General features: G+C 64.3%; 21 protein-coding genes. 7 read left to right on the forward strand and 14 right to left on the reverse strand.

The features are described 5' to 3' along the window. Window positions 1-63 precede the first annotated feature (63 nt). The 3 genes from UNPF46_RS20250 to UNPF46_RS20260 form a co-directional block, all read right to left on the reverse strand. Entirely contained in the window at window positions 64-1,287 is a 1,224-nt protein-coding gene (locus UNPF46_RS20250) for an ABC transporter substrate-binding protein (protein ID WP_142251175.1), read from the reverse strand. A gap of 112 nt (window positions 1,288-1,399) precedes the next feature. Next, entirely contained in the window at window positions 1,400-2,146 is a 747-nt protein-coding gene (locus tag UNPF46_RS20255; protein ID WP_100175638.1) for an ABC transporter ATP-binding protein, read from the reverse strand. Beyond that, window positions 2,139-2,894 (reverse strand): ABC transporter ATP-binding protein, encoded by a 756-nt coding sequence (locus tag UNPF46_RS20260; RefSeq protein ID WP_131871509.1) that lies wholly within the window; start codon window positions 2,892-2,894, stop codon window positions 2,139-2,141. Before UNPF46_RS20260 ends, UNPF46_RS20255 begins: the two co-directional genes overlap by 8 nt. Before the next feature lie 367 nt (window positions 2,895-3,261). Here UNPF46_RS20260 and UNPF46_RS20265 point away from each other — a divergent pair, with 367 nt between their 5' ends. Then, window positions 3,262-3,909, forward strand: a complete 648-nt coding sequence (locus tag UNPF46_RS20265; protein WP_142251176.1) for a hypothetical protein — start codon at window positions 3,262-3,264, stop codon at window positions 3,907-3,909. A 25-nt stretch (window positions 3,910-3,934) separates the two neighbouring features. Here the strand turns inward: UNPF46_RS20265 and UNPF46_RS20270 are convergent, their stop codons facing one another. Continuing rightward, window positions 3,935-4,294, reverse strand: coding sequence for an ArsC family reductase (locus UNPF46_RS20270; RefSeq protein ID WP_100181004.1), 360 nt, complete (start codon window positions 4,292-4,294; stop codon window positions 3,935-3,937). A 105-nt stretch (window positions 4,295-4,399) separates the two neighbouring features. Here UNPF46_RS20270 and UNPF46_RS20275 point away from each other — a divergent pair, with 105 nt between their 5' ends. The 3 genes from UNPF46_RS20275 (at window position 4,400) to UNPF46_RS20285 (ending at window position 6,404) form a co-directional block, all read left to right on the forward strand. Next, entirely contained in the window at window positions 4,400-4,771 is a 372-nt protein-coding gene (locus tag UNPF46_RS20275) for a tRNA-binding protein (protein ID WP_100175635.1), read from the forward strand. 214 nt (window positions 4,772-4,985) lie between these two features. Further along, entirely contained in the window at window positions 4,986-5,618 is a 633-nt protein-coding gene (locus UNPF46_RS20280) for a TetR/AcrR family transcriptional regulator (protein ID WP_142251177.1), read from the forward strand. Window positions 5,619-5,621: 3 nt separating this feature from the next. Continuing rightward, window positions 5,622-6,404, forward strand: coding sequence for a sulfite exporter TauE/SafE family protein (locus tag UNPF46_RS20285; protein WP_142251178.1), 783 nt, complete (start codon window positions 5,622-5,624; stop codon window positions 6,402-6,404). A 1-nt stretch (window position 6,405) separates the two neighbouring features. Here the strand turns inward: UNPF46_RS20285 and UNPF46_RS20290 are convergent, their stop codons facing one another. From UNPF46_RS20290 to UNPF46_RS20295, 3 genes are all read right to left on the reverse strand, one after another. Continuing rightward, on the reverse strand, window positions 6,406-7,110 hold the full coding sequence (locus UNPF46_RS20290; protein WP_142251179.1) for a glutathione S-transferase family protein: 705 nt from the start codon (window positions 7,108-7,110) through the stop codon (window positions 6,406-6,408). A gap of 80 nt (window positions 7,111-7,190) precedes the next feature. Next, window positions 7,191-7,334: a hypothetical protein gene (locus UNPF46_RS37585; RefSeq protein ID WP_181770025.1), complete on the reverse strand. Its 144-nt coding sequence runs from the start codon at window positions 7,332-7,334 to the stop codon at window positions 7,191-7,193. A 118-nt stretch (window positions 7,335-7,452) separates the two neighbouring features. Then, complete coding sequence (locus UNPF46_RS20295) at window positions 7,453-8,118, reverse strand: DUF429 domain-containing protein (RefSeq protein WP_142251202.1); 666 nt, start codon at window positions 8,116-8,118, stop codon at window positions 7,453-7,455. Between the two features lie 1,160 nt (window positions 8,119-9,278). Here UNPF46_RS20295 and UNPF46_RS20300 point away from each other — a divergent pair. Beyond that, entirely contained in the window at window positions 9,279-10,604 is a 1,326-nt protein-coding gene (locus UNPF46_RS20300; protein ID WP_142251180.1) for a TROVE domain-containing protein, read from the forward strand. Window positions 10,605-10,715: 111 nt separating this feature from the next. Then, window positions 10,716-12,056: an RtcB family protein gene (locus UNPF46_RS20305; RefSeq protein ID WP_142251181.1), complete on the forward strand. Its 1,341-nt coding sequence runs from the start codon at window positions 10,716-10,718 to the stop codon at window positions 12,054-12,056. Window positions 12,057-12,098: 42 nt separating this feature from the next. Here UNPF46_RS20305 and UNPF46_RS20310 read toward each other — a convergent pair whose 3' ends face one another. From UNPF46_RS20310 to UNPF46_RS20340, 7 genes are all read right to left on the reverse strand, one after another. Beyond that, window positions 12,099-12,446, reverse strand: a complete 348-nt coding sequence (locus UNPF46_RS20310) for a carboxymuconolactone decarboxylase family protein (protein ID WP_142251182.1) — start codon at window positions 12,444-12,446, stop codon at window positions 12,099-12,101. 3 nt (window positions 12,447-12,449) lie between these two features. Further along, on the reverse strand, window positions 12,450-12,971 hold the full coding sequence (locus UNPF46_RS20315; RefSeq protein ID WP_142251183.1) for an RNA polymerase sigma factor: 522 nt from the start codon (window positions 12,969-12,971) through the stop codon (window positions 12,450-12,452). Next, window positions 12,968-13,177, reverse strand: coding sequence for a YgaP family membrane protein (locus UNPF46_RS20320; RefSeq protein ID WP_181770026.1), 210 nt, complete (start codon window positions 13,175-13,177; stop codon window positions 12,968-12,970). Before UNPF46_RS20320 ends, UNPF46_RS20315 begins: the two co-directional genes overlap by 4 nt. 98 nt (window positions 13,178-13,275) lie before the next feature. After that, on the reverse strand, window positions 13,276-14,460 hold the full coding sequence (locus UNPF46_RS20325) for a serine hydrolase domain-containing protein (protein WP_142251185.1): 1,185 nt from the start codon (window positions 14,458-14,460) through the stop codon (window positions 13,276-13,278). A gap of 75 nt (window positions 14,461-14,535) precedes the next feature. Further along, a complete protein-coding gene (locus tag UNPF46_RS20330; protein WP_181770027.1) occupies window positions 14,536-15,228 on the reverse strand; it encodes a GNAT family N-acetyltransferase in 693 nt (230 codons plus the stop codon). 4 nt (window positions 15,229-15,232) lie between these two features. After that, complete coding sequence (locus tag UNPF46_RS20335; RefSeq protein WP_142251187.1) at window positions 15,233-15,580, reverse strand: Lin0512 family protein; 348 nt, start codon at window positions 15,578-15,580, stop codon at window positions 15,233-15,235. Between the two features lie 254 nt (window positions 15,581-15,834). After that, entirely contained in the window at window positions 15,835-17,502 is a 1,668-nt protein-coding gene (locus UNPF46_RS20340; protein WP_142251188.1) for an acetolactate synthase large subunit, read from the reverse strand. A 160-nt stretch (window positions 17,503-17,662) separates the two neighbouring features. Between UNPF46_RS20340 and UNPF46_RS20345 the strand changes: the two genes are divergently transcribed. Further along, window positions 17,663-18,016: an MmcQ/YjbR family DNA-binding protein gene (locus UNPF46_RS20345; protein ID WP_142251189.1), complete on the forward strand. Its 354-nt coding sequence runs from the start codon at window positions 17,663-17,665 to the stop codon at window positions 18,014-18,016. The last annotated feature ends 39 nt before the right edge of the window (window positions 18,017-18,055 follow it).

Consider the following 18,055-nt stretch of genomic DNA (forward strand, 5'->3'; position numbering starts at 1 on the left):
CCGATCCCTTCGGCGTTCCCTTGAAAGTCGCCCGCAAGCCTCAGAGGACTGCGGGCCGTTGTCTTACTTCTTCAACAGCGCGCACTTGCTTTCGGACAGCGGCGTGAAGGCCTGGTCGCCCGGCACCGTGCCGACCAGCTTGTAGAAGTCCCACGGTCCCTTGGACTCCGAGGGCTTCTTCACCTCGAACAGATAGGCGCTGTGGATGGTGCGGCCGTTGGGCTGAATCTCGCCCTTGCCGAACAGATCGTCCTCCGTCGGCATCGACTTCATCTTCTCCACGATCTTGACGCCGTCATGCGGATTGCCGCCGAGCGCGTCCAGCGCCTTGAGATAGTGACGCACGCCCGCATAGACGCCGGCCTGCACCATGGTGGGCGGCGCGTTGTTCTTCATCTTCTCGGCGAAGCGCTTCGAGAACGCCCGGGTCTGGTCGTTCATGTCCCAGTAGAACGTCTCGGTGAAGTTGAGGCCCTGCGCCGTCTCCAACCCGATCGCCTTGATGTCGGTGAGGAAGAGCAAGAGCGCCGCGAGCTTCTGACCGCCCTTGCCGATGCCGAACTCGGCCGCCTGCTTGATCGTGTTGGTGGTGTCGCCGCCGGCATTGGCAAGACCGATGATCTTTGCCTTGGAGGACTGCGCCTGGAGCAGGAAGGACGAGAAGTCCGGCGTGTTCAGCGGATGCTTGACGCCGCCGATCACCTTGCCGCCGTTGGCGGTGACGACCGCCGTGGTGTCACGCTCGAGCGCCGCACCGAAGGCGTAGTCCGCGGTCAGGAAGAACCAGCTGTCGCCCCCCGCCTTGACCAGCGCCTGGCCGGTGGTGTGGGCCAGCATGTAGGTGTCGTAGGTCCAGTGCACGGTGTTGGGCGAGCACTGCGCGTTGGTGAGGTCGGAGGTCGCCGCACCCGAATTGATGTAGACGCCGTTCTTTTCCTTGACGACGTTGTTGACGGCGAGCGCCACGCCGGAATTCGGCACGTCGACGATGATGTCGACCTTGTCGACGTCGAACCACTGCCGCGCGATCGCAGTGCCGATGTCGGGCTTGTTCTGGTGGTCGCCGGAGATGATGTCGATCTTCCAGCCCTTCGCAGCCAGGCCGGAATCCTCGACGGCCATCTGGGCGGCGAGGGTCGAGCCGGGACCGCCGAGATCGGCATAGAGACCGGACTGATCGGACAGCGCGCCGATCTTGACGGTCTTGTCCTGCGCGGACGCGACGCCTGTGACGGCGAAGGTGAGCGCGGTGGTCAGCAACAACGATGCAATCGACTTCGTCTTCATGCAACTTCCTTTTTGAATTTTCTCGTTGGCAGTTCTTCTGTCTGAGCACGATTGTCCCGGAAAACCGCCACACGGATCATGATAGCGCGGCCCGCCGGTTTCAGATCATGCTCTAGACACCCAAATAGGTGTGGAGCTTGTCCATGTTGGCGGCAAGCTCGGCATTGGAAAACCCGTCAATGATCTTGCCGTGCTCGACCACGTAGTAACGGTCGGCGACGGTGGATGCGAAGCGGAAATTCTGCTCGACCAGGAGGATCGTGAAACCTTCCTTCTTGAGCCGCGCGATGGTGTGGCCGATCTGCTGGATGATGACGGGGGCAAGGCCCTCGGTCGGCTCGTCCAGCATCAGGAAGCTCGCGCCGGTGCGCAGGATGCGCGCGATCGCGAGCATCTGCTGCTCGCCGCCGGACAGCTTGGTCCCCTGGCTGTTGAGCCGCTCCTTCAGGTTCGGGAACAACTCGAAGATCTGCTCGAGCGGCAATCCGCCTTCACGGACCACCGGCGGCAGCATCAAATTCTCGCGCACGTCGAGGCTGGAGAATATGCCCCGCTCCTCCGGGCAGAACGCGATGCCACTGCGCGCGATCTTGTCGGAGGTCGCGCGGATGATCTCCTGGTTGTTGAACTTCACCGACCCGGTACGCTTGCCGATGATGCCCATGATCGACTTCAGCGTGGTCGTCTTGCCGGCGCCGTTGCGCCCGAGAAGGGTGACGACCTCGCCCGCATTCACGTCGAAGTTGATCCCGTGCAGGATGTGAGACTCGCCGTACCATGCTTCGAGGTTGCGGACTTGAAGGATGTTTCCGCCGGTCGCGGCCTTGGCCGGAGCCTCGGCGATCGCAGTGTCAGGCATGACCGGCTCCCAGATAGGCTTCCTTGACGCGCTCGTCCTTGGTGAGCTCCGAGTAGTGGCCCTGCGCGAGCACCTGCCCGCGCGTCAGCACGGTGATGATGTCAGAGAGGTTCGCCACGACGCTTAAGTTATGCTCGACCATCAGGATGGTATATTTCGCGGAGATGCGCTTGATCAGCGCCGCGATCTTGTCGATGTCCTCGTGGCCCATACCGGCCATCGGCTCGTCCAGCAGCATCATCTCAGGGTCGAGCGCGAGCGTCGTTGCGATCTCAAGTGCGCGCTTGCGTCCATAGGGCATCTCGACCGCGGGCGTGTTGGCGAATTCGCTGAGGCCGACATCGCTCAAGAGCTCGCGTGCGCGATCGTTGAAGCGGTTGAGCACCGACTTGGAGCGCCAGAAATCGAACGACGAGCCGTGCTGGCGCTGAAGCGCGACACGGACGTTCTCCTGCGCGGTGAGATGCGGAAACACCGCCGAAATCTGGAACGAGCGGACAAGCCCCATCCGAGCCACGTCGGCGGGCGCCATCGCGGTAATGTCCTGCCCCTTGTACAGGATTTTTCCGGCAGACGGTTTGAGGAACTTGGTCAGAAGATTGAAGCAGGTGGTCTTGCCGGCCCCGTTCGGGCCAATCAACGCATGAATGCTTCCACGGCGAACCTTGAGCGCAACGTCGCGGACAGCGAAGAAGCCCGCGAACTCCTTGGTCAAGCCTTCCGTTTCGAGAATAAACTCATCGGCCAAACAAATTTCCCCCTGCCCGCGCCAGCTGCGTGGCTGTGCTTGTTGCTTCGACTTTCCGGAGGCCTTGGATCTAGTCCTTGGAGCCAATCCTTGGAGCCCATCCGGAACGCCCTCTCCGGGCGCGGAATATGCCGGAGGTGACGGGGGTTAGGCAAGGCGGAAAGCTGAGCAGATCAGGCCTCCGGCTGGGATACAAATGCTCCCTTAGTCGGAGGCGTTGATGTCGTGCCTGCCCGGCCTCCCGGTTCGCAAAGGCGCCGGTCGTCAAGTCGTCGTTAACGGTCTTTCGTTCCGGGCGCCAGCCTTCATCAAAAATTTTCCCGCAAGCGCGATCATGCGCGGGTCTTGATGGTCTGGGAATATTGTCTTGGATTTCACCAGCGCCGCTCCGTCCGTCGTCAAGTCGATCAGGCAACGTGATCTCCTGAACACGTGGCTGCGACTTTATGCGCGCGAGCGGATCGCACCCGCGGTCTGGGAGTATCAGCCTGCGCGGCTCGAGGAAGAGCTGTCCGATCTCATCTATTATACGGTGGACGCTTCGACGCCGGTGCCGCGGCTCACCATCCAGAGCGAAAACACGCGCATCTCGCGTGCCTATGGACATACCGGCAAGGGCGTGCTGCTCGACGACTATCTCGGGCCGAGACTCGCGCCCTACGTGATGCCGATCTATTACGAATGCGTGGCGCGCGGGCTGCCCGTCTACAGCGTTGCCGACGTCGACGACATCTACGGGCGCATCGTCGCTTATGAACGGCTGCTGCTGCCTTTCCAGACCGACGGCAAGGTCTGTCACGTCATCGCTTCAGTCAAGACCTTCTGCGAGGACGGCGGCTTCGAGATCAAGAATCTGATGCGCGGAAATGACGCGCTACCGCGTCCGAAGCTTCGCGCCGTGATCGATCAGGAGCTGTTTCATCGAGCGCCTGGCCGCATTGCGGCGGCCGAAGTCGTCGAATTTGCGGACCAGCCGGATGCCGGCATCCCCACCGAGATCATCGAGCTGAACTAAAGCCCGACGAGACCTGGATGAAGCGTCATCGCGATTTGGCGCCGACCTCCTTGGCGTAGACATCCGGCTTGAAGCCGACCAGCAGCTTGCCGCGAATCTCCAGCACCGGCCGCTTGATCATAGATGGTTGCGCTAGCATCAGGGCCAGCGCCTTCTTCTCGCTGAGGCCCTCCTTGTCGGCATCGGGCAGCTTCTTGAACGTCGTCCCGGCGCGATTGAGCAGCGTCTCCCAGCCGACCTTGTCGCTCCACTGCTTGAGCTTGTCCTTCTCCACGCCCGCCGTCTTGTAGTCGTGGAATTCATACGCGACGTCATGCGTGTCGAGCCAGGCGCGCGCCTTCTTCATGGTGTCGCAGTTCTTGATGCCGTAGATGATGTTGGGCAAGACCAGTTCCTCGCGCATGCGTGGTGCTTCGGCTGCGGCGTTGTACGAAACTCCGCCTCGCGCGACAATATCGCCACCGACACCGACTCGCCGAACGGACATCCCATGCACGTCACGCACGATCCCGCAGCCGCCGCCGCGCCGACCATCGACTTCAACAGCTTCCTGGCTGTCGATATCCGCGTCGGCACGATCGTCGACGCCAAGCCGTTCCCCGAGGCGCGCAAGCCGGCGTTTCGGCTATGGATCGACTTCGGACCCGCCATCGGCGTGCGCAAGAGCTCGGCCCAGATCACCGAAAACCATCCGCTCGAGACGTTGGTCGGGCAACAGGTCGCGGCCGTCGTCAATTTCCCGCCGCGCCAGATCGGGCCGGTCGTCTCGGAAGTGCTGACGCTCGGTTTCCCCGACGCCGACGGCAAGGTCGTGCTGGTGCAGCCGAGCAAGCCCGTGCCGAACGGCGGACGGTTGTTCTAGCGATTGGCAGCTCAGGCGGCAGCGGCCTTCGCCGGCATTCGCCATGGCATGACCTTCCTCATTTCGGGCCCGTTCGGCGGCACAGACTTGACCCAGCCTCTTCTTGGCGATAAAAATGACTGATCGATCGTTTTTTATAATGTGTACGGGTTCAGGTGCCGCGCTCAGCCCGCGCCTTAAGACGATCGACCGGTCAGTTATTTAGGGACGGCCAATGCCCAAGATCAGCGATAAGCAGCGGGAAAGCCGGCGGCAGCAGATCCTCGAAGCCGCCCTCGCCTGTTTCGCCGAGGACGGCTTTCACCAGACCGGCATGGCCGACATCGTCAAGCGATCCGGCTTGAGCCACGGCGCGGTCTATCTCTATTTCCAGAGCAAGGACGATCTGATCGAGGCGCTGGCCGATGACCGGCATCGCCGCGAAGCCGTGCTCAATTCGGTCGCGCAGGGATCAGGCGATCCGATCGAGGGACTTCACGCGCTGGTGCGCGTCTACGCGCAATGGCTCACCGATCCCGCCGGCGAAGCGCGCCGCCGCGTCGGCATTCATGGATGGGCCGAGGCCCTGCGCAACCGCCGCGTCCGCAACAGCGTCGTCGAAGGCATCGACATGCCGCGCGCGCTGATCGTCGCGCTGGTCGAGCGTGGCCAGCATGACGGCCTCATCAAGCCTAATCTCGGCGCGGACGCCATCGCGCGGGTGCTGATCGCGATCTTCCAGGGATTTGTGCTGCAGAAATGCTGGGGCGAGGATGTCGACGTCGAGGCCTGCATGGCGGCTGTCGCCACCGTGATCGAAGGGTTTCGCACGACGAAGCCCGATGTCAGGCGACGAGCCAGGACGTAGGCCATGTCGTGGCTTCACGAGCTCCTCGCCGGTGGCGGCGTCGGCCTGGTCGCCGGGCTGGCGTCGGGCTTCACGGGTACGAGCCCGGGCGGCGGCCTCGTGATCTTCTCCGTGCTGTTGCTCGGGGCCGAGCAACACGTTGCCCAGGGCACCTCGCTGATCGCGCAAATTCCGCCGACGGGTCTCGCCGGAATACGCCGCTACTGGCAAGGCGGCAATCGCAGCCCCCTGCCGTGGATCATCTGGATCGGCTTGGGATTTGTGATCGGCGGCGCCGGCGGCGGCTATGCCGCGACCGCGGTCTCCGACTCCGTCCTGCAATGGACCTACGTCGTCTATCTGGTCGCGCTGATCGTGCTGTTGATCCTGCGCCGCGACCGCAAAGACGGCAGCTTTGAAGCGGGTAACCGCGATGACCTTCACTGGCTGCCGCTGGTCCTGATCGGCACGATTGCAGGCTTTTCCTCCGGCTTCATGGGCATCGGCGGCGGCCTTGCGATCACCGTCGGCCTCGCCGCCGGACTTCGCGTGCCACAGCATCAGGCGCAGTTCGTCAGCCTCGTCTTCTCGGTGGTCCCGACGAATCTTCCACCGGCCTGGATCTATTGGAGCAAGGGGCTCATGGTCGGCTGGCCGGCCATCATCGGCATTCTCGCCGGCCTCTGGATCGGCACCGACCTCGGCGCACGCTTGGCCAACGGCGTGAGCCGATCGGTGCTCCGCCGGGCCATGATCGCGCTCGTCTCGCTGATGGCGGCCTACATGACCTACAAGGCGCTGACCTGAACTACGGCCGCTCCGGAATGTTCAGCCCGCGCTGCACCGCCGGTCGCGCAAGTCCCCGTTCGAGCCAGGCTCCGACCGACTTGAACTGGGTGAACTCGACGAGGTCGCCGGCACCATAGAAGCCGATCAGATTGCGCGCCCAGCCGAGCATGGAGATGTCGGCAATGCTATAGTCGTCGTCCATGAACCATTGCCGGCCGGAGAGGTGCGCGTCCATCACGCCGAGCAGGCGCCTGGCTTCGGCGACGTAGCGGTCACGGGGCCGCTTGTCCTCGAAATCCTTGCCGGCGAATTTGTGGAAGAAGCCGACCTGGCCGAACATCGGCCCGACGCCGCCCATCTGGAAGTGCAACCATTGCAGCGTCTGGTAGCGGCGCGCAGCATCCTCGGGCAACAGCTTGCCGGTCTTCTCCGCGAGATATTGCAGGATCGCGCCGGACTCGAACAGCTTCAGCGGCCTGCCGCCGGGACCGTTGGGATCGAGGATCGCCGGGATCTTGCCGTTCGGATTGAGCGAGAGAAACTCGGACGTCTTCTGATCGTCCTTGCCGAAATCGACCAGATGCACCTCATAGGGAAGTCCGGTCTCCTCCAGCATGATCGAAACCTTGACGCCGTTCGGCGTCGGCAACGAATAGAGCTGGAGCAGCTCGGGATGCTTGGCCGGCCAGCGCTTGGTGATGGGAAAGGCGGACAGATCGGACATCGGGACTCCGGCTGCGTTCGTGAGATGCCGCCTAATCTAGGCGAGCGGGCGAACGGCGCAAGGTCGAGGAGTCAATCGGATTACAATCGCTTCAGCACATGGTTGGTGGCGTGCACCGCATCGCGCTGGGCGCGTTGCTCGATAAAGAGCTGGCCGGTGATGAGCAGTGCTCCGGTGAAAACTAGCGCGAGCATCGCGGTCGCGAACTGACTGACATCATTCATCGCACGAGCTTCTCAGTCCTGTTGTTCGAAGGGGGAACGCAGATCGGCCGCCGGCAGTTCCTGCAAGCTTCGAATAAATTGCCTCTTTTTCCCGACATGAGGCCGGGCAGTCCCCGGTTCAGTAATTGATCTCCATCCGCAGCCCGCGCGGATCGAGATCGTCCCCGCCGACGCGCTGCGTGCTGTCGCGCGCTGCGACCGCGCAGGCGCAGGCATCGATGAGATCGTCGCGGCCGATGCCGGTGCCGTGGCGAAGCGTCAGCCATCGCTCGATCTTGGTGAAGCCGCGATCTCTCAGCAGCGCAATGCGCTGCTCGCGGCCGCGCGGTGATGTCTTCGGTTCAAGCCGCACCTGCCCTGCCAGATTCCAGAACACCAATTCCGGATGCGCTTCGCCAATCGTCGCCTGCCGCGCCAGCGTCATGAAGTCGTCGACCTCTCGCATCTTGTCCCTGATATTCCAGAGCTGCGCCGACACGCCCCTGCCCATGCCTTCGTGCTTCCAATAGTGGCGATTGGCCGCCGCCATGTCGGGAAATGTCCAGAGGTTGCGACGTGCACCGAGAAACACGGCGGGACCGACCAGCTCGCGTGCGCGCAGATCGCACTCACGATAACCGCACGCGTTCAATCCGATCGGCATGTCGATCATCGCACGCGCATGCGGCATCGCGAGCAGACGCGTCAGGCCCGCTGAATAGTCGAAGCCGTGATCGCCGCGTTCGTCGATCCAGGCCGCGACCCAGCCGAAGCGAAATCCATCGAGACCGAGATAATTCGGCACATCACGCATCCGTCACCTTCAATTTTCGCACGCACATCGCTTGACAGCCGCAAGTTGCGGGCGTATGTCCCGCGCCCTCACGAACACTTCCGTTCGCGACCAACACCATGAACCGAGCGATGTCACACCGCTACGAAAGAATTGTCAGCAAGCCGAATAGCCTCGCGCTATCCGACTTTGCATGCCCGGCTCATGGGAGCGATCTTGCCTGACCGCAAGATCGATCGTCCGCTTCTCACGGACCCTCCCGAGCCTGCCGCTCCGGAGGGTTTTTTATTGCCTCCGCGCGGCCCCATCGAACGACCCGGCCAAGGCCGGAACGAGAGACCCGGATCTCGGGGCTCGCGCAGACGATGCGCGTGCCCAAGCGCGCGGGGCCTGCCGGAGGGAACGAGGCGATGAGCCGGACACCGATGGCAGAGCGAACCCAAATGGTTCGCAACATGCGGCGCGTCGACAGCGCCGCGATAGAATTTTTTTAACTCGGTTTGCCGCGATGCCAGCGGCTCAACCGACGCTGGTGGTGAAGATGTCGGATACTTCTCACGGTAAAGCGGGTTCGAATCCCGCCCCTGACACACGCACCGGGATGCGGCCTTGGGAGAGGCTTGCACGCGGCCCGGCACAGGATCTGTCCGCAAGGATAGCCTGTGTTGTCGTCATTGACGCCGACATCGCCTGTTCCCCAGCGTACCCATCAACGGCCGATGCGAGAGCATCGGCCTGGCGGTGGTGAAGATGTCTGTTACTTCGTCTGTAAAACGACCGCCCCAATGGGGCAGCAGCAGCATCGTCCGTTCCCCGCCAACCCCATCACGGTCCGTAGTGAAGATCGCTGTTACTTCGACTGATAATCGAGAGGTCGCGGGTTCGAATCCCGCCCGGTGTACTGTGCACCGGTAGCTCAGTGGATAGAGCGCTAGCTGGCCTGCAGGGTAAGCTGCAGGCCGGCGTCTCAGCATCGCCTGTTCCCGGATCGTGTCCGTCTCGTCCCCACCGCCGGTGGTGAAGAGCGCTGTTACTTCGGTGTCGGAGGTTCGAGTCCTCCCGGACGCTAGTCCGTAGCTCAGTTGGTAGAGCACGTCAGCCCGCAAGGGCTGTGCAGCCTCGCTTATTCCCCGGCATCCATTTCTTTCTCGTTCAAACCAGAGGAGGCCGTCATGGTCAGGCTCAACAAGATCGTTCGCGCCTTCACGCGGGAGGGCGCCCGCGCCGTGCGCTTCACGCCCGAGATGGAGCTGAAGCGCGCGCTGATGAACTGCCTCCTGTGGGAGGACCAGTTCTACGAGGACGGCGTTTCCATCTCCGACCGCATCAAGGTGCTCGTGCCCAAGGTCGCCCCTGCCCGCGTGGCGCAGCTTGCGATCGAGGCGCGGGAGGTGATGAAGCTGCGGCACGCGCCGCTGCTCGTCATCCGCGAGATGGCGCGCAGCGAGAAGCACCGCGCTCTCGTCGCCGACACGCTTGCCCAGGTGATCCAGCGGCCCGACGAGATGACGGAGCTGCTCGCGATCTACTGGGCCGATGCGCTCGGCCCCATGCAGCAGCGCAAGCGTCAGCCGGTCTCCGCGCAGGTCAAGAAAGGCCTTGCCCGCGCGCTGACCAAGTTCGACGCCTACCAGCTCGCCAAGTGGGATCGCGACGGCGCGGTGCGGATCAGGGACGTGCTGTTTCTGGTGCACGCCAAGCCGAAGGACGCCGACCAGGCCAAGCTGTGGAAGCAGCTCGTCGATGGCGAGCTTGCCTCCCCCGACACCTGGGAGGTTTCGCTCTCGGCCGGCAAGAGCAAGCGCGAGACCTTCGAGCGGCTGATCGCCGAGCGCAAGCTCGGCGGCCTGGCGCTGCTGCGTAACCTGCGGCTGATGCAGACCGCGCAGGTCCCGCGTGAGACCATTGCAGGCGCGATCGAGGCGATGCGGACGGATCGTATCCTTCCCTATCGCTTCATCACGGCGGCGCGCTATGCGCCGGACTTCGAGCCCGAGCTCGAGGCTGCGATGCTCAAGTCGGTCAAGGACCATGTGCGGCTTCCGGGCCGGACGCGGCTGCTGATCGACGTGTCGGGCTCGATGTTCGCAACGCTCTCCGCACAGTCCGAAATGACGCGCGCGGAGGCGGCGTGTGGCCTTGCCATTCTCGCCCGCGAGATCTGCGACGAGGTCGAGATCTTCACCTTCAGCAATGATGTCGTGAAGGTCCCGCCCCGCCGCGGTTTCGCGCTGCGGGACGCGATCATCAACTCGCAGGCGCATGGCGGGACCTATCTCGGCAAGGCCGTGAAGGAGATCGACCGCAAGGGCGATCGCCTGATCGTCTTCACCGACGAGCAGAGCCACGACCAGGTGCCCGAGCCCAAGGCGCGCGGCACCATTGTGAACGTGGCCTCGTATCAGCACGGTGTCGGTCACGGCGCCTGGACCCGCGTCAACGGCTTCTCCGAGGCCGTGGTCGCGTGGATCGCAGCGTCGGAGACGGCATTGAACTGATGCGCGACGACAACGGCCCCGGACGCGACACGCGCCCGGGGCCTTCAAATTCTCTGAAATGATGCGCCCGCCCCGGCTATGGTGCGCACGGAATGACAAGGACGTACGACCATGCGACGACCCGATCCCTACATGGAACGCGCCCGCGAGCTCTGCCTCGCCGCCGGCATCGATCCCGACTCGCGCGTCGGCGAAGGACGCGGCCAGCCCGCTTGGTGCCTGTACAAGGACGCCGCGCGCAAGGAGCATCTCGCCCGCGAGGCCAATGCGACCGCGAGCTCGATCGCCGAGTTCCGGATGCAGGATGCCCGCTTTGAGAATGCGCCGCTGAAGGTGTTCGGCCCGCACGAGGATGCGACGATCGCCCAGATGCGCAACTGCATGGCGATCGGCAACGTCGTCTCCGGCGTGATCTGTGCCGACGGCCATCTCGGTTACGCCCAGCCGGTCGGCGGGGTCATCGCCTATGAGAAGCAGATCAGCATCTCCGGCGTCGGCTTCGACATCGGCTGCGGCAACATGGCGGCGCGGCTCGACACGCGCTTCGACGACATCGCAGTCCGCGTGCCCACGATCATCCGCGACGTCACCAGGACGATCTCGTTCGGCGTCGGCCGCGCCAACGCCGAGCGGGCCGAGCACGATCTGTTCGACGACGGCGATGCCTGGCGCGAGAGCGACATGGAGTCTTACCGCCAGAAGGCGGTGAGCCAGCTCGGCACGGTCGGATCGGGCAACCACTATGTCGACCTCATGCGCGACGAGGAGGGCTATGTCTGGATCGGCGTCCATTTCGGAAGCCGCGGTCTCGGGCACACCTCCGCGACGCGCTACCTCAAGGCCGCCGGCGGCAAGGACGGCATGAACGTGCCGCCCGCCGTGGTCGACGAGGACAGCGAGCTCGGCCGCCGCTACATCGCGGCGATGCAGCTCGCCGGGCGCTACGCCTATGCGGGCCGCGAGTGGGTGGTTGAACGCGTCCGCCAGATCATCGGCGGCAGCGTCACCGAGAGCGTGCACAACCACCACAACTACGCCTGGCGTGAGACCCACGACGGTAAGGATTTGTGGGTGGTGCGCAAGGGCGCGACCCCGGCGTTTCCCGGCCAGAAGGGATTCGTCGGCGGCTCCATGGGCGACGACGCCGTCATTCTCGAAGGCGTCGACAGTCCGGAAGCCAAGGCTTCGCTCTATTCGACCGTTCACGGCGCAGGCCGCATGTTCGGACGGAGGGAAGCCAAGCGCCGCTTCTCGCGCGCGGAAATGGACCAGTGGCTCAACGAGCGTGGCGTCACCCTGATCGGTGCCGACCTCGACGAGAGTCCGATGGCCTATCGCCGCCTGCCCGATGTGCTGGCGCAGCATGCCGGCACCGTGAAGGTGCTGCACACGCTGCGGCCGTTCGCCGTCGCCATGGCCGGCGAAGGCGAGTTCGATCCGTGGAAGGACTGACGCAGACAGCGGGCGGGAGGTGGTGCCTCCCGCCCGCAACGCCTATGCTTCCTCGTCGCCGCGATGCCGTTCGAACAGGCGCTGCGCCAGCAGCGCATGGCCGAGCGTGCCGCCGGCACGGACCGCCGCTGCGATCAATGCGGCTTCCGCGACCTCTTCCCGCGTTGCACCGGCCTTGGCCGCCTGCCCCGTATGCACGTCGAGGCAATACGCGCATTGCGTGGTCAGCGCGACCGCGAGCGAGATCAGCTCGCGATATTTCGGCGGGATCAATCCGTCCTTGCGCTCGACCGCGTGGTTGAAGGCCAGGAACGCGTTGGCTTCGACCGGCGCGAGCGCGATCAACGCCGGAACCGATTTCAGATCGTCAGGCTTTTGATAATCAGTCATGGCTCACCTCGTCAGATATTCGCGCATCAGGGCGCGGGCGCGATGCAGGCGCGCCTTGACGGTCTGCCTGGTCGCACCGAGCGCCATGGCTATTTCATCGATGGTCATCTCCTTGACGTCACGCATCAGCGCGACGTCGCGGTAATGCGGCGGCAGCGCTTCGAACGCCGCGGCCACGTCGAGACGCAGGTCGGCTTCAGGCCGCTGCAGCAATGCGGCCTCAACCTCACTCTCATCGACCGCAGGAGCAATACCTGCCCGGCGCGCCAACCGCAGGCATTCGCGGCGAACCACACTGAACAGCCACGCGGAAAACGCCAGCAGCGAGCGGATCGTGCCGACGTGGCGGAACAGGATCCACAGCGCTTCCTGCGTTGCATCCTCGGCATCCGCCGAGCTCCGGCAGGTTTGGCGCGCATAGCGGCGGATGTCCGGCTGCGCCGTGGCGAGCAGCGAGGCGATCGCGTGGGGATCGCCGAGCCGCGCGGCCTCGAACAGCTTTGGTGAGATCGCAGCCGCGCTCACGACACGCCCCCTCGCTCGATCCCCGCCACCGCGCACATCGGACAATAGCCGACGACGCCGGTCAGCGCGAAGCCGGCGCCGCCCAGCGCCACCAGCCATGCCGCCGCGCCGGCCAGATAAACCACGGCCGCAATCGCCACTGCGACGCCCAGAGCAATCCGCACGGTCTGGTGCAGGCCGCCGATATTCTTCCTGTAAAATGCCATCGCATCCTCCGACATGAGCCGAGGCCAAGTGCCTCGACTATCAAGAGGACGCTCCGGCCGAAAAGGATTCGCGAGCGCGCGCAATTTTTTTCGCGCGCTCAGCCTCCGACGGCCTGATAGGCCAGGCGCTTGAACTCGAAGAAGAATGGATTCCAGAAGCCCATATAACGCTGGGCCATCAGGACGCCCGCGGTATTGGCCTCCGGGCAGATCCACCAATGGGTGCCGGCGAGGCCGCCCCACTGAAATTCGCCGGTGGAATTCGGCGGATCGAACGGCGTCGGCGCGAAGGTGACGGCGCCGCCGAGGCCAAAGCCCTTGCCGGGGATCGGGCCGAGATTGGCAAAGCGGATGGTCTGCCCCGCGGGCAGCTGGTTCGTCATCATCTGCCGCAGCGTTTCCGGCTTCAGTAGCGCATCCGACCCAGGCAGCAGCGCGCGCACCAGCGCGAGCATGTCCGGCAGGGTCGAAACCAGGCCCCCGCCGCCCGAGAGCCGCGGGAACGGCCGGCGATAGGCCTGCGGAAACGGCAGATTGTCGGCGCGCGTGAGGCCCGGCTTCATGGGATCGAGCACGTCGGCGCCAGTGTAGAGCGCAACCAGCCTGCCCTGCTGCGCCTCGGGAACGTCGAAGCCGGTGTCGGTCATGCCGAGGACATCGAAGATACGCGCCTTGAGGAAGGCATCGAGGGACTTGCCCGAGACGACTTCCACGACGCGGCCGAGCACGTCGGTAGCAACGGAATATTCCCAGCCCGTGCCGGGATGATAGGACAGCGGCATATCGGCCAGCTTGTCGATCATATCAGTGAGCGACGTCAGCGGATTGAGCACGCGCGCGTCGTTGTAGCCTTTGAACAGCACCGTGCCGGGATCGAAGATGCCGTAGCTGAGGCCCGACGTGTGGGTCAGGAGCTGACGGATCGTGATCGGGCTTTTGGCCGGCTCGACATCGGCAAGGCTCGACGCGCCCTGCTTGAGCACCTTGCGATTGGCCAGCTGCGGCAGAACCGTCTCGACGAGGTCATCGAGCCCGATGCGTCCCTCCTCGACCAGCAGCATGATTGCGCAGGTGACGAAGATCTTGGTGTTGGAGAAAGCGCGGAAGACATGGTCGGGCCGCAGCGCCGTGCTTGCTTCGCGATCAGCCAAGCCGACGCATTGCTGATCGACCACCTCGCGTCCGCGCAGCACGGCCCAGGATGCGCCCGGAATGATCTCCTGATCGACGTAGCGCTGCATTGCCGTCCGCACGGCGGAAAAATCGATCGTCCTGGCGGCCATGTGTTTCCCCCAAATTTTGGTTGGGATGGATATAGCGGATATTCGCAGGAAATGAAGGGCGCCCCGGAGGGCGGCCTATCCTTCCCTCATGAACGCCGTCACATACAGCCGACGGCGAATCCGCATGCCCTGCCGCTGGTAAAGCGCGATCGCCGAATTGTTGTTCGAGAACACGTGCAGGAACGGAATTTCGCCGCGCGCTTCGATCCGTCGGGCCACCGCCGCAAGCAGTGCCTGAGCGTAGCCTCGCCCGCGATGGTCGGGATGCACGCAGACCGCCGTCATCTCGACGAACTTTCCCGGCTTCATCCGCTCACCCGTCATCGCGACCAGCTCGCCGCCGGCGCGGATGCCGAGGAAGGTGCCGAGCTCGTGGGTGCGCGATGCGAACGGCCCGGGCTTGGTCAGCTCGACCAGCGCCGTCATGGCAGGCACGTCGGCCGGCCCCAGCGTGACGATCTCGGCATCGCGCAGCGAACTGTCGGCGGGCGAGCCGATCATCTGCTCGCCGGTCTCGGCCAGCACGACCCTGAAGCCGGCGGGCATCTCGACCGGCTCCGGCGTGAACAGCGCAGCGACCTGCGTGCCCGACAGGAGATCGCGGAGCGCGGCAAAGCTCGCAGGGGACATGTCGACCATGTCGGCGAACGGCGTCATGTCGATGGGGTAACGCAACGCCAGCGGTCCGCCCTCGGCCAGATGCTTGTGGCTCGTCGTCAGCGCGCTCCAGATCGGGCGATCCAGCAACGCCTCATCACTATCTGACACCGGCCTAGTCCTTGTCGAAGCTGACGATGACAGCGGCGTTGGCGATCAGGATGGGATCGTTGGCGACTTCCGTCGCCGATGGAATCTCCAGCCCGCCCTTGACCGTGGTGACGGTCACGGTGCCGTAGGGAAGCTCCTTGGCAACGGCTTCCTTGTCCACGGCCTCCGGGTTGGGCACGCCGATCGTGACGTCGACGAACATGTCGTTCGCGGTCTTGCCGATCATCCGGAAGAAGCCGAGGCTGGAATGCCGGATCGCGTCCGACACCGCCCGCTTTGCCGCCTTGGTGGCGTCCCGGCCGTGGACGTCGACGCCCATGCCCATCTCGGTGACACAACGAACGCGGGTCATTTCATATTCCTGTGGTTGGTTGGGTGATTGCGAGTGTCGGCGATCGGGGCGCGCGAAACAAGTGCGGTTGTTCCTCTCGTGTCCCGGACGCGCTGCAACGCCATAGCGCGTCGAAGACGCGCGTAAACGCGCTGATGGCATTGCGGCGCAGAGCCGGGACCCAGGAAGCCACGGAGTTTGCCGACGCATGGGCCCAGGCTCTGCAGCGCACCGCAGAAGAGGCACTGCGCTGCGTCCGGGGTACGAGACCGCTGTCATCGCGCTTTCGTCTTCTCATGCGCCCGCAGCTCGTCGACGAGCACCCGCACGTTCTCCGAATAATCGATCGGGATCACGACCAGATGCACGCCGCCCTGCTTGAAGGCGGCGTCCAGCGTCGGGCCAAAGCTGTCGACGCTCTCGATCCGGTGGCCCTTGGCACCATAGGCCTTCGCGTACTGGACAAAATCCGGATTGCCGAACGTCATGCCGAAATCTGCGAAATGATCGACGGCCTGCTTCCAGCGGATCATGCCGTAGGCATTGTCCTCCAGCACCAGCACGACGAGGTTGAGCTTGAGGCGGACCGCCGTCTCCATTTCCTGGCTGTTCATCATGAAGCCGCCGTCGCCAGCGACCGCGAGCACGCGGCGATCCGGATAAAGCATCGCGGCCATCATTGCCGACGGCAGGCCGGCGCCCATGGTCGCCAGCGCATTGTCGAGCAGCAGCGTGTTGGCGACGCGGGTGCGGTAGTTGCGCGCAAACCAGATCTTGTACATGCCGTTGTCGAGCGCGACGATGCCGTTCTCCGGAATCACCTGGCGGATGTCGTGCACGATGCGTTGCGGCGTCGGCGGCCAGCGCGCCTCGGTGGCGCGGTCGGCGATGTGGGCGAGGATCTCCTCGCGCAGCGGCAGTAGCGCCGCAGCCTGCGGCAGCTTGCCTTCGAGCCGGTCGGCGAGCAGCTCCAGGCTCGGGCCGACGTCACCGACGACTTCGGCGTCCGGGAAATAGACCTGCTCGACACTGGCCGAGGTGTAGCTGACGTGAATGACCTTCGGTCCCGACGGCCCCATGATGAAGGGCGGCTTCTCGATCGGATCGTGGCCGATCGCGACGATCAGGTCGGCGGCATCGATGGCGTCATGGACATAGTCACGCTCCGACAGCGCGGCGGTCCCCATATAGAGATTGGTGCCGCCGGGCACGGTGCCCTTGCCCATTTGCGTCGTGAAGAACGGAATGCCGGTGCGCCGCACGAAGCTTGCGATACCGTGGGTCGAGCGCGGCCGGCTGGTCGCCGCGCCCATCATCACCAGCGGGCGCCTTGCCGCCATGATCATCTCGGCGGCACGATCGAGCGCGGCACGATGGGCGACCGGGATCTCGATGGGATGCACGGGGATCACGGGCACCGCGGGCACCTCGTCGCCGGCGATGTCCTCGGGCAGTTCGAGATGCACCGGGCCCGGACGCTCCTCCATGGCGACGCGAAAGGCATCGCGCACCACGGTCGGAATGCTGGAGGCGCTGACGATCTGCCGCGACAGTTTTGTCAGCGGCTTCATGGTCGCGACCACGTCCACGATCTGGAAGCGCGCCTGCCGGCTGCTCATGATCGGCTTCTGGCCGGTGATCAGGATCATCGGCATCGCACCGAGATGCGCATAGGCCGCGCCCGTCGATAAATTGAGCGCACCGGGGCCGAGAGTCGACAGGCAAACTCCGGGCTTGCCGGTCAGCCGGCCATGCGTGGCGGCCATGAAGGCGGCAGCCTGTTCGTGGCGTGTCAGGACCAGCTCGATCTTGGAAGTGCGGAGCGATTCCACCACATCGAGGTTCTCCTCGCCGGGGACGCCGAAGATGCGGTCGACACCTTCGTTCTCCAGCGCGGCGACAAACAGGTCCGATCCCTTCACCTTGTGCTCCTGCCCGCTCATGTCGCCTCCGCCTGCTGCCTGCTCCCATGCTCGGGGAACGACGACATGGTAACGGTCCGTGGCATATGCACAACTCACAAAGAGGCGCGCAACTGCATCAACCCTCAGCTGTTCCCGCCCAGACGTTGCAAGTCGCGTGCAGCATGCTATCGCTCGCGTCATGACGCCGAGAAATTTCGAAGCACGCTGCCTGGGCCTGCCAGGCGCCACCAAGGTGGTGCAGTGGGAAGGCACCTCCGTGTTCAAGGTCGGCGGCAAGATGTTTGCACTCGGTGGCGGCTTTGCCGCAGGCTCCGGCGGCTACATGTTCAAGGTCTCGGACATGGCCTATGCGATGCTGATCGAGCATGGCGTGGCGCGGCCGGCACCGTACCTCGCACGCGCCAAATGGGTGCAGCTCGTCGGCAACAACTCGCTGCCCGATGCCGAGCTCGCCGGCTATCTCGTCCAGGCCCATGCGCTGATCGTGGCAAATCTGACGCGGAAGGCTCGCCGGGAACTGGGGCTCGGCTGAGCCGGCTGAATTGACCTCCGGATGATACCTGACTAAAGT

The sequence above is a fragment of the Bradyrhizobium sp. UNPF46 genome (assembly GCF_006658625.1).
In the GTDB taxonomy this organism is placed as follows: domain Bacteria; phylum Pseudomonadota; class Alphaproteobacteria; order Rhizobiales; family Xanthobacteraceae; genus Bradyrhizobium; species Bradyrhizobium nitroreducens.